The organism is Cohnella hongkongensis (genome assembly GCF_042654645.1).
GTDB classification, from domain to species: Bacteria; Bacillota; Bacilli; order Paenibacillales; family Paenibacillaceae; genus Cohnella; species Cohnella hongkongensis.
Genome location: NZ_JBHSEP010000005.1, coordinates 84,646 through 100,148 on the forward strand (window position 1 = coordinate 84,646; position 15,503 = coordinate 100,148).

Genomic DNA, 15,503 nt, shown 5'->3' on the forward strand with positions numbered 1-15,503 from the left:
GATCGGTGAAAGAGGGTAATCCGAGAGGACGAGTTGTCGGGAGCCCGGTTGAGGGAGCTTAGGAGAGGGAGCGCGGGATCATGAGAAGCGAACGCGAAATGATGGAATTGTTTTTGGATTACGCCAGAGGATGCGAACGGATCCGCGCCGTCACGCTGGAAGGCTCGCGCACGAATCCGAACGCTCCCCGGGACGTTTTCCAGGATTACGATATCAGCTACCATGTTACGGATATGGATTTTTTTATCGGCAATCCGTCCTGGATCGACCGGTTCGGAGAACGCCTCCTGCTGCAGACTCCGGAGGACATGGCCATGTTCCCGTCCGAGCTGGGCCGGCGGTTTTCCTATTTGATGCTTTTCAAGGACGGCAACAAAGCGGATCTGACCTTGATTCCGCTGGACGAGGCTGAGGCATACCGCAGGGAGGACAGGCTGATACAGGTCCTGCTCGACAAGGACGGCGTCTTTCCCGACGTTCCGCCCTCCACCGACGAGGATCACTGGGTGAAGCGCCCGTCGGCGGAGTTCTACGCGGATTGCTGCAACGAGTTCTGGATGGTCTCCACCTACGTGGCCAAAGGCCTGTGGAGGAAGGAAATCCTGTTTGCCCAGGAGCATCTGCATTCGATCATGAGACCGATGCTGCTGAAGATGATCGAATGGCGGGTCGGCTTCGACACCGGCTTTTCGGTGAGCATCGGCAAGTGCGGGAAATATTTGGAGCCATACTTGTCGGAGCGCGATTGGCGGCAGCTGCTGGCGACCTATCCGCGCGGCGATGTCGAAAGCGTATGGGCGGCCTTGTTCGAAATGACGGAGCTGTTCCGAAGAACCGCCCACGAGGTGGCGAGACGTCTGAACTGCGAGTATTCCCGGGAGGAGGACGAGGGCGTGACGGCGTATTTAAGGCGGGTGCGCGATTGGCCGGCGGCGGACGAGGCCGATTCCGCGGTTAATCCGTAATGTTTCGCGTGTAGTACTCTATGATGTCCTTGCGTCTGATAATGCCGAGGAAGACGCGGTCGTCGTCGACGACCGGAACGAAGTTTTGATCCGCAGCCAGAGTCAGCATGTCTTCCATATGCGCGCTGATCGCGACGCACTCGTTGTAGATGCGCTTCTTGATTCCGGAGACGGGAATGTCGGCCATATTGTCGAAGTTCAGCTCCGGCGTGCATTTCAGCTTCCAGAGCAGATCCCCTTCGGATAACGTGCCGATATATTTTCCGTTCTCGTCGATAACGGGCACGGCGGAATACTGGGAGGTCTCCAGCAGCTCCAGCGCCTCCTTCATGGACTGCGCGGTCGTCAAGTAAGCGACTTTATCCTTCGGCAGCAAAAAAGAGCTGATTTCCATCGGGTATGTTCCTCCTTGTTGTTTCGAACTATAGTCCTATTAAATCATATTTGGGCCCGCCGGTCTTCCCCGAACGAAGTTTAAGCGGGAAACATTGACAGCCAGTTATGATAATGATAATCTTTATCATTATTAACGACGGTGATTCGGATGTGGACCGCATGCAAATCTACTAGACTGGGGAAGAGGAACTGTGGCAGCAAGAAATCGAGAAACCCGTAACTCCGGACCGTTCTCCTCGGAGCCCGGGGCGTTGACGTCCGCCGAGGCGGCGAAGGCGTCCGAAGCGTTCAAACGCATTCATTCCCGCCCGAGTGTGGCCGTGCTGATCATTCTGGGCGGCATTGTCGCGCTCATCTTCGGAATCGGAGTGTCGGTGACGTTCGGCGCAAGAGATATTCAGTTCCAAGAGGTGTGGCTCGCGGTCTTCCGGTTCAATCCCGATTTGACCGATCACCAGGTCATTCAGGAGCTTCGACTGCCCAGGGTATTGGGCTGCGTGCTCGTCGGGAGCAGCTTTGCGGTAGCGGGCGCGATTCTGCAAGGCATGATGCGCAATCCGTTGGCCGATTCCGGGTTGCTGGGGCTGAATGCCGGAGCGGGATTCGCTTTGGCGATCTGTTTCGCTTTTTTTCCGGGTCTGTCTTACTCGTACCTGGTTCTGATCTGTTTCATCGGCGCCGCGCTGAGCGCGATGTTCGTCTTTGCCCTGGGCTCGATTGCGAAGGGGGGGCTCACGCCGGTTCGTCTCGTACTGGCGGGCGCCGCTCTGTCCGCCCTGCTGACTGCGCTGAGCGAGGGGATCGCGCTGCATTTTCGCATCGGACAGGATCTGGCGTTCTGGTATGCCGGGGGCGTGGCCGGAACGAGATGGTTCCACCTGAAGATTATGTTTCCGTGGATTGCCGTGGCGATCGCCGGAGCGATTGCATTGTCGAGATCGATCACGCTGCTCAGCCTCGGCGAGGATGTGGCCAAGGGGCTGGGCCTGCGCTCGGGATTCACCAAGCTGATGGGAACGGTAATCGTCATCGTGCTCGCAGGCTCGGCCGTGTCGGCGGTTGGGGCGGTCTCGTTCGTCGGCCTGCTCGTTCCGCACTTCGCGCGCAAGCTCGTCGGCGTCGATTACCGCTGGATCATTCCGACTTCGGCGGTGCTCGGAGCGCTGCTTGTCGTGCTTGCGGACTTGGCCGCCAGAACGGTTCGACCGGGGTTCGAAACGCCTATCGGCGCATTGATTGCCCTCATCGGCGTCCCCTTCTTCCTTTATCTCGCCAATAAGGAAAGGAGGACGCTGTAAAGATGGGCGAATACGTCAGATTAAAGTCACCAGAAGAGATCGCCAAGCGCAGACGAAACGCCGTCGTGCTGACGATATTGTCCGCTGGGATCGTCGGAGCCTTTATCCTGAGCATGAATACCGGCTATATCCGCTTGTCTCCCGCCGATCTGCTGCGCACGCTGTTCGGTCAGGGAACGGAACAACAAAACTTGATTCTTTTCGATTTTCGGCTGCCTCGTATCGTCATCTCCATTCTGATCGGAGCCGGACTGGCGCTGTCCGGCTGCATTCTGCAGTCGATCTCGCGCAATGCGCTGGCGGACGCCGGCATTATCGGGATTAACTCGGGAGCCGGATTCATGATTTTGATGTACGTAGCTTTTTTTCCGACGATTACGGCGGCTTCGGCATTCGCGCTGCCCGTGCTCGCGTGGGCGGGAGGTGGCGTTGCGGCGCTGCTCGTCTTCGCGATGTCCTATCGCAGGCATAAAGGACTGTCGTCCAACCGGCTGATTCTGAACGGAATCGCGTTGAATTCGGGAATTTCGGCTTTGACGATCGTCGTCACGCTGCGAATCAGTCCGGAGCAGTATCAGTTCGTGGCGACCTGGATGGCGGGCAGCATATGGGGCAAGGACTGGAAATTCGTAATGGCTCTGCTGCCGTTCATATGCCTCCTGCTGCCCTACGTCTATCTGAAGTCGCAGACCGTCAACGTGCTGGCTCTGGGAGATTCGCTGGCGACCAACCTCGGCGCCGCCGTCAGCCGGGAGCAGCTTTTGCTGCTGGGCGCGGCCGTCGGCCTTGCGGGCTCGTGCGTGGCGGTCAGCGGAAGCATCGGCTTCGTCGGCCTGATCGCGCCTCATCTGGCCAAGCGTCTCGTCGGGCAGCGGTACCAGATTTTGCTGCCGACGACCGTCTTGACCGGCTCCCTGCTCGTCCTGGTCGCGGACACGCTGGGCAGATGGATTTTTCAGCCGTCGGAAGTTCCGGCCGGCATCGTCGTCGCCGTGATCGGCGCTCCGTATTTCCTTTATCTTCTCGTACGCTCCAAGGGCTAAAGATCGTTATCGGTCGTCATGATCGCCATCCGACAGAGGGGCCGGGCGCGAGCCAGCGGCTCCTTTTTAATGAGATTCAGGCGGGCCGGACCGCTGTATTTTTCCATTTGTGTGAAAACGTTAATCCTGCAGACCTTCGCATTGTGATATATTTTTGCAGTAGCAGGATCACGCAGGCGATACACATTGTACCTTCGGGAGGTTCTCATGCTCGAAAGAAGCAAAACCGTTCGAGAGATTCTGTTCGCGGCGCTCGCCGCGCTGCTGGTGCTTGGCGTCGGGTGGCCGACGGCATCGGCGGCGGGAGAGGACGAGATCAAGATCAAGGTCAACGGAAAGGCGGTCCAACTGACCGAACCGGCTCAGCTGCTCGGAGGACGGCTATTCCTGCCGATCGCAAGCCTGACCGGTCTTCTGAACGCGAAAGCCGAATGGGACCAGGAGAATGAAGCGGTGACCATCCATACCGCCTACAAAGACAAGATCGTGCTGGCCAACGGAGTGCCCGTCGTCTATTTCAACGATTCGCGCTATGTGATGGAAGTCGCGCCGTACGTGGCGGACGGAAGAATCTATATTCCGGTCCGTTACGTCGCCGAGCTGCTGCATGCGAAGATCCAATGGGATCCGGACGCGCTGCTCGCCGAGATCGAATCGGTCGAGCCCGCGGTCGTGGCGGAGGATTACGGCTTGAAGGAGATTGCCGAGGAGCACGGCGTCAGCAGAGCCGCGCTGCTGAAGCGCAACGGGCTCGAACAGGCCGACGAGGTAGAGGTCGGAACGAAGCTGCAGGTCGTCGTTCCTTCAGTTTTCGAGAACGAGGCGAAGCCCTATACCGAAGAGGATTACCGTTTGCTGGCCAAGCTCGTCCAGGTCGAAGTCGGGTACGAGACGTACGAGGCGCATCTGGCCGTGGCGAACGTCGTGCTTAACCGCGTGGCGGATCCGCGCTTCCCGAATACGATTCGGGACGTCATCTACTCGGGCAAGCAGTTTCCTCCCGCGCACAACGGGCTGCTCGACAAGAGCAAGCCGAACGCGACCGTTCTGCGCGCCGCCAAGGACGCGCTGAACGGCAAGAACAACGTGAAGGACGCCGTTTATTTCTACAATCCCCGGGTGACCAAGGGCCCTTTCTGGTCCGGCCTGGAGACCGTCGAGACGATCGGCAGCCACCGGTACGCGAAATAGCTTATTCAATGCCGAGCTCGCGGGCTCGGACATTCACCTCCTCGACCATCCGGTCGAGGCCTTTTTCTTTATACCCGTCGATAATCGTCTGCCACGCGGCCTCGACGGGCAGGTCGCTGATCATGACGCGAATCATATCGTCGCTGTCGAAGATCGTAAAGCCGTCTTTCGTCGGGGTGGAGAGCTGCGTCAGCCTCGGCTCGTAAATCTGCTTGCGGGTCATGCGCATCGAATAATCGATCAGCTCCCGCTGCGCCTCCTTGGCCTCGGGGGAGATGCCGACATAGTCCGGGTCCAGCTTGTACATGCCGTCCCAGTCGAGCAAGCTGGCGAACGTCGAGAACGCTTTGTATTTCGTCATGACGCTGGCTGACGGATCGAGCGGCTTAATGCGGCCGTTCTCCTTGACGTAATCCACGTTTTCCAGGCCGAAGCGCCTCATCTCCTTAAACTCGTCCGAGTTCATGTAGTCGAACAGTTCGAGAATACGAGCCATCTTCCGGTCGTCCACCTTCGCGGAAACGTAGCTTTCCGACCAGAAAGTCTTAAACACGGCGTGGTATCGGTTGCCGTCTATCGCGGGGAGCGGCTTGAGCAGCTTGACCTTATTGTAGAAGTCCGTGTCCGTGTCTTCGGGATGAAGCTTCAGCCATCTTTCCTTGTAGATGCTTACGTCGAGGTTTTGCGCTCCGCCGGCCAGAATCAGCGCGGCCGCCTTGCCTTCGGCGAACTTGTCGCGGGCCATCTCGCCCCGGGTGACCGGCAGGTCGGGATCGATCAGGCCGGAATCGTAAAATTCCCGCAGCAGCTTGAGCGATTCGATGGAATGCTTGGAGAATACGGCGGGAATGTAGCGGCCGTCTTCCTTGATCCACTTGAAGTCGCTGCCGCTGCCGTCGCTGGTGGCGGCGGGCGAGCTGTACAGCCAGAACAGGCCGCCGATCAGCAGGTTGCCGATTGCGGTCAACCCTTGAACGTTTTTGTTCTCGGGATCGCGGTCGACGATCGCCTTGAGCATCGTCCGGAACTCCTCCCACGTCTCGGGCTCCTTGTCGATGCCGGCTTGCCGGGCAAGGTCCCAGCGGTAGACGACGATGCGGTCCAGAACGTTGTAGTCGGTGCTGTCGTACGTCTGGCGCGGAATAAAATACAGCCTGCCGTCGTCCTTCAGGCCGTCGACCCCCGGCAGGCTCAAATACTGCTGCAGATGGGGATAAGCCGACAGATCGTCCGGAATCGGCTTGATGACGCCGCGATCCCGCCAGCTTCTGTAATACTGGGAGTTCACCGCGTCGACGGAGAAGACGTCCGGCAGCTGGCCGGTCGAAGCCCACATCTGGATCTGCTGCATGTAGTTTTCGATTTTGATCGGGATCGGCTTGATCGAGATGTTCAGCCTTTGCTCCAGCAGCCGGAGGGCCGGATCGTCCTGCATCATGTTCTCGGCGAGATCCCAGAAGGCGACGGAAATCTCCATCGGCTCGGAGCGCGCGGAGGGGGGCTTGCCTCCGGAAGACGGGGCGGCGCATCCGGCGAACGGGACGGCGGCAAGCAGGGCGGCGAGCAGCCAAGCGGCGGCGCGGCACGGACGGTTCATGCTTTCTCCTCCCGGTTCGCTCCGGCTTGCAGGCGATACTGCCGGGGCGTTATTTTCTCCCGCTTCTTGAAAATCCGGATGAAGTAGAAGTAGTCCCGAAACCCGACGCTCTCCGCGATCTCCCCGATCGAAAGGCCGGTCGTCTCCAGCAGCAGCCGGGCCTGCCGCAGACGCGTCCGGGTTAAATATTCGGTAAACGTCACGTTAAGCTCCCGTTTGAACAGCTGGCTCAAGTAGTTGGGATTCATGTAGAAGCTTCTCGCGATGCTCTGAATGGAAATGTCCTTCCGATAGTTCTCGTTAATATGCTTCACGATTTCCTTCAGGTTGGCGTGTGCCGTCTTTCGCTCCGCTCCTCCGCCGGACCCAGGACCCGGCTCCCGAAGCTCCTCCAGCAGACTGTCGATCATCGCGTCGAAGCTGCGGTACAAGTGATAAAGCTGATCCCTGCTGAAAATGTAGTCCTCCTCGGGCGCGGCCGACAGATCGGAGGAGGCGTGAAACGAAACGAGGTTGTAGACGATCAGCGCGTGTACGATGGTCATGCCGCGCTTGTTCCCGGGCAGCGCCATCGCAGCGAGCATCTGCCGCATCGCGGCGGTATCCTTGTTCGCCGCGCTCCGCTCGAGCTGCCGGACCAAGCGGCCGGCCTCCGTCTCGCCGGGCGCCTCCTCGCGGAGATGGATCGCGTCCCGCCCGCGGACGAAGAAGTCCCAAGCGTTCCCGGCCGCCTCGTCCAGCCCTTTCATGGCGCTGCGCAGCTCGCGTCCCGCGGGCGCCGCCCCGACGCCCAGAATGTCCGGCGGCATCGGCCCCCGGATCAAGCTGCGGAGCCGCTCCGCTTCCGCGCACTGCACGAAGTAACCGGTCCGCAAGCCGCCCAGATGGATCGAGACGGCGCTCACGCCCTCCTGGAAGCTGAGTCGGCCTCTGCCGAGCGAAACCAGCGCGTACAGCCGGTCCCCGTCGAGGCCGTTGGCCCGCAGAATCCGGTCGAACGCGGCGTCGGCTTGCTCTCCGTCCGGCTCCTCGATCAGCTCCAGCAGCTCGTTCTCGCGCTTCAGCCGAATGTCCTCGATCGCCTTGGCCGCCGTTCGGAGCAGGCTGTCGATCTCATGGTCGTCGAACGGCTTCAGGCAGTAGCCCAGCACGCCGTAGCTCAGCGACTTCTGCACGTAGGCGAACTCGGCGTAGCCGCTGATAACGACGATCTGGACGTCGGCGTCCGTCTCCTTGATTCGTTTAATCAGCTCCAGCCCGGACAGCCCCGGCATGCGAATGTCCGTGAACACGATGTGGGGCTTCAGCTCCCGGACCAGCTGAAGCGCCTTGGCTCCGTTGTTCGCCTTGCCGGCGACGGCAAAGCCCGATTTGCGCCAATCGATTCCGGCTTCGAGGCTTTTGAGCACCAGATTTTCGTCGTCGACGAGAAGCGCTTTATACATCCGTATCTCCTCCCGGTTGCGCTGCGTGCAAAGGAATGTGCAGGAAGATCCGGGTTCCCCGCCCGGCTTCGCTGTCGAAGATGAGTCTGCCGTCTTCTCCATAGGCCAGCCGGAGCCGGTTGTGCACGTTCAGGACGCCAAGCCCTTCCGCCGGAGCGGCCGGCTCCGGTCCTTCGCGGCCGAGAGTCGACGGGCGCTCCGCCAATCTCCGCCGGATTTCCGTCAGCTTCTCGTCCTCTACGCCGACGCCGTCGTCGACGACGCCAAGGACGAGGACGCCGTCGTCCACTCGGCCGGAGATGAGCAGCCGGCCGGGCGTCGTCTTCGGCTCCAGCCCGTGGAAGATGGCGTTTTCGACGAGCGGCTGCAGTATCATTTTCATCACCGGCGCTTTCAAGGCCTCCTCGGTAAACTCGTAGTTCACCTCGAAGCGGTCCTCGAATCGGATCGACTGCAGGAAGACGTAAGATTGAACGGCGTTCAGCTCCCGGTCGAGCGTCACCCAGCCCGGCCCCTTGATGCTGTAATGGAACAGCTTGCCGAGCGCCTTGGCCATCTCGACGACGCGGTCCGCTCCGAGCTCCAGCGCCACGCCCTTGATCGATTCCAGCGTATTGTACAGAAAATGGGGATTGATCTGACTGCGCAAATAAGCGGACGCCGCCTTCTCCTTCTCGATCTCGGCCTCCAGCAGATGGGTCTTCGTCTCGACGAGCTTGCGGGCGAGGCTGTTCAGTTCGTCCAGCATCCCGTTCAGCTTCTCGGCCACAACCTTCATCTCCAGATTGCCTTCCAGCCTCAGATCGTTCTTCGTCTCGCGGATCGCTCCTCCCGATTTCGTGCTGTTAATGAACTTGACCAGCACCTGGATCGGATGGACGATGTTGTTGATAATCATCGCGAAGGGAAGAGCCATCAGAGCGAGCGCGAACAGGACGATGAGAACGCTCTGCGTGCGCACTTTATTCAGCTCCGCCAGAAGCGTCTCCTCCGGAATGAAGCTGAGAAGGGAGGAGCGGATGTCGGGGAGCGGATGAAGCTGGACCGTTCCCCGGATGCCGCCGATGGAGTCTCTGATCGCGGGCTGCTCCCCGGACATGCCGCTTAGCGCCGCGACGTTGCGGGCAATGTCGGAATCGTGCGTCTCCGGGAAGGTTCGGCCGTATCGGTCGATCAGATAGAAGCCCGCTCCCGGCTCGGACCGCGGCGGATCGGTGTCGAAAAACATCGTCTCCACATTGGCGATGACCGCGATATAGCCGATTCGCTTCTGCGCGGAGCCGGTCGTGCCGTCGGCGTAAATATTTTGGGCGAATACGACGGCGTTCTGGAGCGTGCCGCTATAGCTGAACTGCTGCAGTCCGCTCACGTAGACGCCGTCGCTGCCCAAGATTTCCGGCTCCAGCCCGCGCACGTACTCGATGCCGCCGTTCAGACTGTACTTCGTGCCGAGCGAGCCGATCAGGACGATGTCCTCTATGCCTTGCCGCCCCGCCTTCAGGGAGATGATCTTGCGGTCCAGCTCCTTGCTCATCTCGTACAGCAGGCTCGGATTGACCTGCGTCAAATACTGCTGGAGGAACGGGTCAAAGCCGAGATTCAGCATGATCTGTCCGACCTCGTCGACCTTTTGGGACATGCCGAGCTTAAACTTGCGGACGAGGTCCTCCGTGTATTGGCTGTCGTTGCGGATGACGATTCGCGAGGTCTGCTCGTACAGCGAGTAGATGATCAGAAGCATGACGGCCAGCACGCATGCAACCGCTATCATAATTTGCGTCTTGATCTTCAGCTTTTTCAATACGCCCACGAGGTCACCCTTTCCGCTCCATGTACCCCGATTATATCATTTCTGCTTCCTATAGAGACGAAGGCCAAGCCGACTTCTAACTGGAGTCCATGTTTATCTAACGAGAAGACATACTTTGCCGAGACGTTGGCTAACCGTCGTCCATTTTAATCTAAGTCCGGGCTATACTTTGGCCGGTCCGTTCGCCCTATAATCGCAATTGTAAGCGCTATTAACTATTTCTACAGGGGGAATCGAACGTGCACAAGATCGGGAAGACCGGACTATTCTCATGGCTTTCGTTTATTTTGGCGATCGCAATGCTGGCAGGCTGCGGGAATTCGGACGCGCCAGCGGCGTCGTCCAGCGCGCCTCCGTCCGCTTCGGCCTCGGAATCCGCTCCGGCGGAGGAGAGTCCGTCCGCTTCGGAGCTGAAAGGCAAAGTCGTATTCTGGTCGATGTGGAGCAATACGGAGCCGCAGGCGAAGGTGATCGAGGAGGCGGTCGCGGAATTCAAGGCGAACCATCCCGGGGTCGAGGTCGAGCTGAAGTTCAACGGCCGGGACATCAACAAGCTGATCAAGCCCGCGCTGGAGAGCGGCCAGCAGATCGACATTTTCGAGCAGGATCCCGGCGCGGCGCTGGCCAATCTGAAGGATCACGTGCTGAAGCTGGACGATCTGCTGGAGCAGCCGGCCATCGGAAGCGACGGCAAGTCGGTCAAGGACTCGCTTATTCCTTCGCTGATCGAGTGGGTGAAGTCGCTGTCGCCGGAGGCCGGGCTGGAGGAAGGCTATTACGCCATTCCGCAGCAGCCGTACGCGGTGCTGTTTTTCTACAACAAGGCGCTGTTCGAGAAAGCCGGCATTACGGCCGTCCCGACGAGCTGGGAGGAGTTTCTGGCGGCGTGCGAGGCGCTCAAGCAGGCGGGCGTCGAGCCGATCACGTTCGACGACGCCTATCGCGACCTGTTCATCGGCGGCTACTTCGGCAGCGCGATGGGCAGCGACTGGACGGACGGCCTAGTGAAGGACAAAACCGGAGAGATGTGGAAGGACCCGATCGTGAAGCAATTCGCCGAAGATATGCAGCTGCTGCGGGAGAAGGGCTACCTCTCCAAGAAAATCGCCGGCAACAAGTATCCCGCCGGACAGCAGGATCTGGCCCTCGGCAATGCCGCCATGTACTTGAACGGCACCTGGCTGCCGAACGAGGTGTCCGCCACGGCCGGACCGGATTTCCGCTGGGGGGCGTTCCAGTTCCCGGTCGTGCCTAACGGCAACGGCCAAGGCGGGCTGGAGGGGCTGACCTTCGGCGCGCAGGGCTTGCTGCTGAACAAAAATAGCCAGAACGTTCCGGCGGCTTTCGAGCTGGTCAAGTATCTGGTCGGCAAAAAGGCGCAGCAGGCGATGTCGGATCAGGCGCTGGCCATTCCGGCGACCCTCGATACCGAGTGGCCGGCTCCGCTGGCGGAAGCCGCGACTGCGTTCGCCAACGCCAAGGTCAACATGCCTTGGGGCAACGGCATCGACAACGGCGGAGATTTCTCCACGGGCACGGTTCTCCCCGTGTTCATGGAGCTGGTCACGGGCAAGCTGAGCCCGGACGAATACGTCGCCAAAATGAGCGAAGCGGCGAAGAAGTTTTACGGCGGGTAATTCGGCGGGCGGCTAGCGGGCGCCGGGCGCGGCAGCGCTCGGCCTCCGCCCCGGCCGTCTGCGGGCGCAGGTTTCGAACGGGAGGTGCTTCATGAGACTTAAGAAATCGGTCATCGCCTTGTTTTTGCTGCCGGCCGTCGCGATCTACCTCGTCATTTTCCTGTACCCTACGCTGCGAACGTTCGCGATGAGCTTTTACGATATTCCTTCGCTGTCCAGCAAGACGGCGGAGTGGACGTTCATCGGCTGGGACAATTACGAGACGCTGTCCCGCAGCCCGTACTTCCTGGATTCCGTGAAGAACGTACTGGGCATATGGGCAATCGGGGGCGCGCTTATCTTTACGTTCGCTTTTCTGTTCGCGGTCATTCTGACTTCGGACGTAAGAGGAAAAGGGTTCTGGCGGTCGCTCATTTTCCTGCCGAACACGGTGTCGGCCGTCGTCCTGTCCGTCGTCTGGCTGCAGTACGTCTTCAATTCCAGCTACGGACTGCTGACGACGCTGTTCAGGAAGCTGGGACTGACGGCGCTGGCGGACATCCAATGGACCGATAACGAGCATATTTACTACTCGATGATCATGGCCTTCAGCTTCGGCTCGATCGGCTACTTCATGCTCATTCTGAACGCGGGCATCGGGAGAATTCCGACCGACTATTACGAGGCGGCGACGCTGGACGGAGCGAGCGTCTGGACGAAATTTATCCGGATTACGATGCCGCTGCTGCGCGACGTGTTCCGGACGACGCTCGTGCTGTGGACGATTACGGCGTTTAACTTCTTCGTCTGGTCGGCGACGTTCGGGCTCGACGATCCTCATACGGTGACTCCCGGCTATTACATGTACCAGAAGGTGTTCGGCAAGGGCGGCAGCGTCTACCTGGAGGAGTCGTTCAATGTCGGGGCTGGCGCGGGCGTCGGCATTCTCATTACGGTCGCGACGATCGCCGCCGCCGTCCTGATCGGCCGGCTGTTTCCTAAAGACCGGCTGGAATATTAAGCGAGGAGGCGATTCCGTTGCGCAGAAAAGGGCTGAGGCTGCTGCCGGCCTACGTGCCGCTGGCGGCTTGGCTGGCGTTCTCCGTCGTGCTGTTCGGCTGGGTGGTTCTGGCGTCGCTCAGCACGACGAAGGACATTTTCACCCATTCGCTGCTCGGAAGCGGCATTCAACTGTCCAATTACACCGATTTGTTCAAACAGCAGGAGATGGGACGGTACTTCTTGAACAGTGTCGTCTATACCGCCGCTTCGTGCGCGGGCATCGTACTGGTCGCCGCTCCCGCCGCGTATATTCTGGGAAGGGTCAAGTTCAGAGGCTCGGGCCTCATCCATCTCCTGTTCGTGTCCGCGATGTCGATTCCGGGCATTCTGATCTCGATTCCGCTGTTTTCGCTGGTCGTCGGGATGAAGCTGACCGGCTCAATCGCGACGCTGGTGCTGATCTACATCTGCACGAACGTGCCGTTCGGCGTGTTTTTCCTGACCGGGTTTTTCTCGTCGATTCCGAAGGAGTTCGAGGAGTCGGCGGCGATGGACGGCTGCGGCCCGGTCAAGGCGTTCGTGAAGGTCATATTGCCGGTTGCGCAGCCGGGCATCGTAACGCTGACGATCTTCAACTTCCTGGGCGTCTGGAACGAGTATTTCTACGCGCTCATCTTCGCCAACGACGAAAAAACGCGAACGCTTGCGCTGGCGCTCCAGTCGATCGTCTACGGCTACTCCAACACAGGAAATTACGGCGGTATTTTCGCGGCGTGCATGGTCGTGTTCCTGCCCAGCTTTATCGTTTATCTGTTCGTATCCAAACGAATCATCGCCGGTATTACGATCGGGTCGGTTAAAGGCTAGACGACCCCTTAATGAGGGAGGAGCATCAGGATGAAGGTGTACCTATCGACGGTCGAGCTGGAAGGAGCGCGGCTGGAGGGAGAGAATCCGCTGCCGATGTTCGCGAGCCGCAATCCGCATCGGGAGGTGACGGAGGACGGCAGCTTTACGCCCGAGCTGCGGGAAGGGTTCGGCGACGACACGGGGGAGCGCTATTTGCCCTACCGGATGCAGGATCGTTATACGCGGAAGCGGACTTCGCTGGCTCTGAAAACGATCGTGCTGGAGAACGAGCGGCTGCAGGCGGTCTTTCTGCCGGACTACGGCGGCAGGCTGTACGCGCTGAAGGATCGCCGGACGGGCCGGGACATTCTGTACCGCAATCCGGTGTTTCAGCCTGCGAATCTGGCGATCTTGAACGCCTGGTTCTCGGGAGGCGCCGAGTGGAACATCGGCCAGATCGGCCATACGTTCGGGACTTGCTCCCCCGTTCACGCGGTCAAGCTGCGGGATCGCGACGGCAGCGAGTTCGTGCGAATGTACGAATACGAGCGCTGCCGGAACGTCTTCTGGCAGATCGACTGCCATCTGCCGCCGGACGCGAAGGAGCTGCAAATCTACGTTCGCATCGTCAACGACAACGAGCGGACCGTGCCGATGTACTGGTGGACGAACATCGCGGTGGAGGAGACGGAGCGCTGCCGGGTATTCGCGGCGACGGGGAAGGCGGTCTACATCTCCCCGAACCTGGACGGACACGGCGTCGGGGAGCTGCCGAGCCTGCCCTCGCTGCCGGACGGAGACGCCTCCTATCCGATGGACTTTCCTTTTTCCAGCGAATACTTCTTTCTGACGCCGGAGGAATGCCGCTCTCCGTGGGAAGCGGTCGCCTATGAGGACGGCCGGCTGTTCTACGAGCGCTCCACGGCGCGGCTGCGCTACCGCAAAATGTTCTGCTGGGGCCGTCACGCGGGCGGCCGGCGATGGCGCGATTTTCTGGCGAAGCCGGGAGAGGGCGGCTACGTGGAAGTGCAGGGCGGCTTCGCCCCGACGCAGCTGCACGGCCTGAAGATGCCGGGGAAGACGGTATGGGATTTCACGCAGCTGATCGGCATAGGCAGCGTGAATCCGGAAGCGGCTCAGGCGGCGAATTGGCACGAGGCGCGGTCGGTCGTGGAGAGAACGGTAGACGCGCTTCTGGACGAGGAGCAAGTATACGCCGTTCACGAGCGGCTTCGGGAGCACGCGGAGCTGGAGGCGGGGGAGCCGCTGCACGCCGGTTCGGGCTGGGGGGCGCTGGAGAGGCTGCGCCGGGCCGAACGGGAAGGGCGCTCCGTTCCGCGAGGTTTCGCGTTCCCGGACAGCACGCTCGGCGAGCCGCAGCATGCCTGGCTGGCTCTGCTGCGAGAGGGTCGGCTGCCGGAGACGGCGATCGAGGACGTGCCGGCGTCATGGATGGTGCAGGACGAGTGGCGCGGCCTGCTGGAAGCGAGTCTGGCCCGCAGGGATAGCCGAAGCTGGACGGCTTATTTGCATGACGGAGTCATGCTGCTGGAGGGCGGCCGGGAGGACGAGGCGAAGGAAGCGTGGGAGACGTCGATTCGCTTGAAGCCTTCCGCATGGGCTTACCGGAACTTGGCCCGCCTGGCTCTGCGCCAAGAGGACGAGGCGCGGGCGACGGCCTGCTACGAGCTAGCCTACCTCGTATCGAACAGTTTTCCGGATCGCGCCTTCGCGGAGGAATATTTGCAGCTGCTCGTACGGCGCGAAGAGTTCGAACGGGCGTGGCGGCTGTACGAATCGCTCCCGGCCGAGCTGGCCGGAGGCGATCGGATTCGGATCGTCGTGGGGGCGGCGGCGCTCGAGCTGGGCAAGGACGAGTATATGCGGGAGCTGTTCGAGACCGAGTTCGCGGTGATCCGCGAGGGAGAGACGCTGATCATCGACCTGTGGTACAAGTATCAGGCGATGAAGCTGGCGAGGGAGCGGAAGACGGAGCTGTCCGACGCGCTTCTCGCCGAGGCGAAGGAGAAGTTCCCGCCGCCGGAGCCGATCGATTTTCGCATGATCGGGGGATAAAAGAAGCAGGCCGCGAAACGAACGGAAGAGCCTGTGCCGTTCGCGGCCTGCCGCTGTCGCCGGGCTATGCGTACGGCGGCGGAGCCCGTCCATTTGTCCGAATTCGGGGGAATCTCGTTCCGCAAGGGCGACGCCGCCGGATGGGGTTATACCGCCGCTTCGCCGCGCTCGTGCGGAACGAATCCGACAATCGTTGACATGATTCTATTCGGAAT

At 60.4% G+C, this 15,503-nt stretch carries 12 protein-coding genes; 8 read left to right on the plus strand and 4 right to left on the minus strand.

Annotated elements, in window-relative coordinates:
* The first annotated feature begins 80 nt into the window (after nt 1-80).
* A complete protein-coding gene (locus ACFO3S_RS09235; RefSeq protein ID WP_378094639.1) occupies nt 81-965 on the plus strand; it encodes an aminoglycoside 6-adenylyltransferase in 885 nt (294 codons plus the stop codon).
* Here ACFO3S_RS09235 and ACFO3S_RS09240 read toward each other — a convergent pair.
* On the minus strand, nt 955-1,359 hold the full coding sequence (locus ACFO3S_RS09240) for a CBS domain-containing protein (protein WP_378094641.1): 405 nt from the start codon (nt 1,357-1,359) through the stop codon (nt 955-957). The two genes, ACFO3S_RS09235 and ACFO3S_RS09240, sit on opposite strands and share 11 nt — an antisense overlap.
* Before the next feature lie 253 nt (nt 1,360-1,612).
* Here ACFO3S_RS09240 and ACFO3S_RS09245 point away from each other — a divergent pair, with 253 nt between their 5' ends.
* From ACFO3S_RS09245 to ACFO3S_RS09255, 3 genes are all read left to right on the plus strand, one after another.
* A complete protein-coding gene (locus tag ACFO3S_RS09245) occupies nt 1,613-2,659 on the plus strand; it encodes a FecCD family ABC transporter permease (protein ID WP_378095030.1) in 1,047 nt (348 codons plus the stop codon).
* Between the two features lie 2 nt (nt 2,660-2,661).
* Nucleotides 2,662-3,702, plus strand: a complete 1,041-nt coding sequence (locus ACFO3S_RS09250) for a FecCD family ABC transporter permease (RefSeq protein ID WP_378094643.1) — start codon at nt 2,662-2,664, stop codon at nt 3,700-3,702.
* 207 nt (nt 3,703-3,909) lie between these two features.
* Nucleotides 3,910-4,893 (plus strand): cell wall hydrolase, encoded by a 984-nt coding sequence (locus ACFO3S_RS09255; RefSeq protein WP_378094645.1) that lies wholly within the window; start codon nt 3,910-3,912, stop codon nt 4,891-4,893.
* A gap of 1 nt (nt 4,894) precedes the next feature.
* On the opposite strand, the gene ACFO3S_RS09260 is transcribed toward ACFO3S_RS09255, so the two are convergent.
* The 3 genes from ACFO3S_RS09260 to ACFO3S_RS09270 are packed head-to-tail and all read right to left on the minus strand — an operon-like array spanning nt 4,895 to nt 9,745.
* Nucleotides 4,895-6,490: an extracellular solute-binding protein gene (locus ACFO3S_RS09260; RefSeq protein ID WP_378094647.1), complete on the minus strand. Its 1,596-nt coding sequence runs from the start codon at nt 6,488-6,490 to the stop codon at nt 4,895-4,897.
* A complete protein-coding gene (locus ACFO3S_RS09265; RefSeq protein ID WP_378094649.1) occupies nt 6,487-7,935 on the minus strand; it encodes a response regulator transcription factor in 1,449 nt (482 codons plus the stop codon). Before ACFO3S_RS09265 ends, ACFO3S_RS09260 begins: the two co-directional genes overlap by 4 nt.
* On the minus strand, nt 7,928-9,745 hold the full coding sequence (locus ACFO3S_RS09270; RefSeq protein WP_378094651.1) for a sensor histidine kinase: 1,818 nt from the start codon (nt 9,743-9,745) through the stop codon (nt 7,928-7,930). Before ACFO3S_RS09270 ends, ACFO3S_RS09265 begins: the two co-directional genes overlap by 8 nt.
* A 239-nt stretch (nt 9,746-9,984) precedes the next feature.
* Here ACFO3S_RS09270 and ACFO3S_RS09275 point away from each other — a divergent pair, with 239 nt between their 5' ends.
* The 4 genes from ACFO3S_RS09275 to ACFO3S_RS09290 all read left to right on the plus strand — a co-directional run bounded on the left by ACFO3S_RS09275 (nt 9,985) and on the right by ACFO3S_RS09290 (nt 15,288).
* Nucleotides 9,985-11,382 (plus strand): ABC transporter substrate-binding protein, encoded by a 1,398-nt coding sequence (locus ACFO3S_RS09275; RefSeq protein ID WP_378094653.1) that lies wholly within the window; start codon nt 9,985-9,987, stop codon nt 11,380-11,382.
* A gap of 91 nt (nt 11,383-11,473) precedes the next feature.
* The gene (locus tag ACFO3S_RS09280) at nt 11,474-12,382 is read left to right on the plus strand and encodes a carbohydrate ABC transporter permease (RefSeq protein WP_378094655.1); all 909 of its coding nucleotides are present in this window, start codon (nt 11,474-11,476) and stop codon (nt 12,380-12,382) included.
* A 17-nt stretch (nt 12,383-12,399) separates the two neighbouring features.
* Nucleotides 12,400-13,230, plus strand: coding sequence for a carbohydrate ABC transporter permease (locus ACFO3S_RS09285; protein WP_378094657.1), 831 nt, complete (start codon nt 12,400-12,402; stop codon nt 13,228-13,230).
* A 30-nt stretch (nt 13,231-13,260) separates the two neighbouring features.
* Nucleotides 13,261-15,288, plus strand: coding sequence for a DUF5107 domain-containing protein (locus ACFO3S_RS09290; protein WP_378094659.1), 2,028 nt, complete (start codon nt 13,261-13,263; stop codon nt 15,286-15,288).
* The last annotated feature ends 215 nt before the right edge of the window (nt 15,289-15,503 follow it).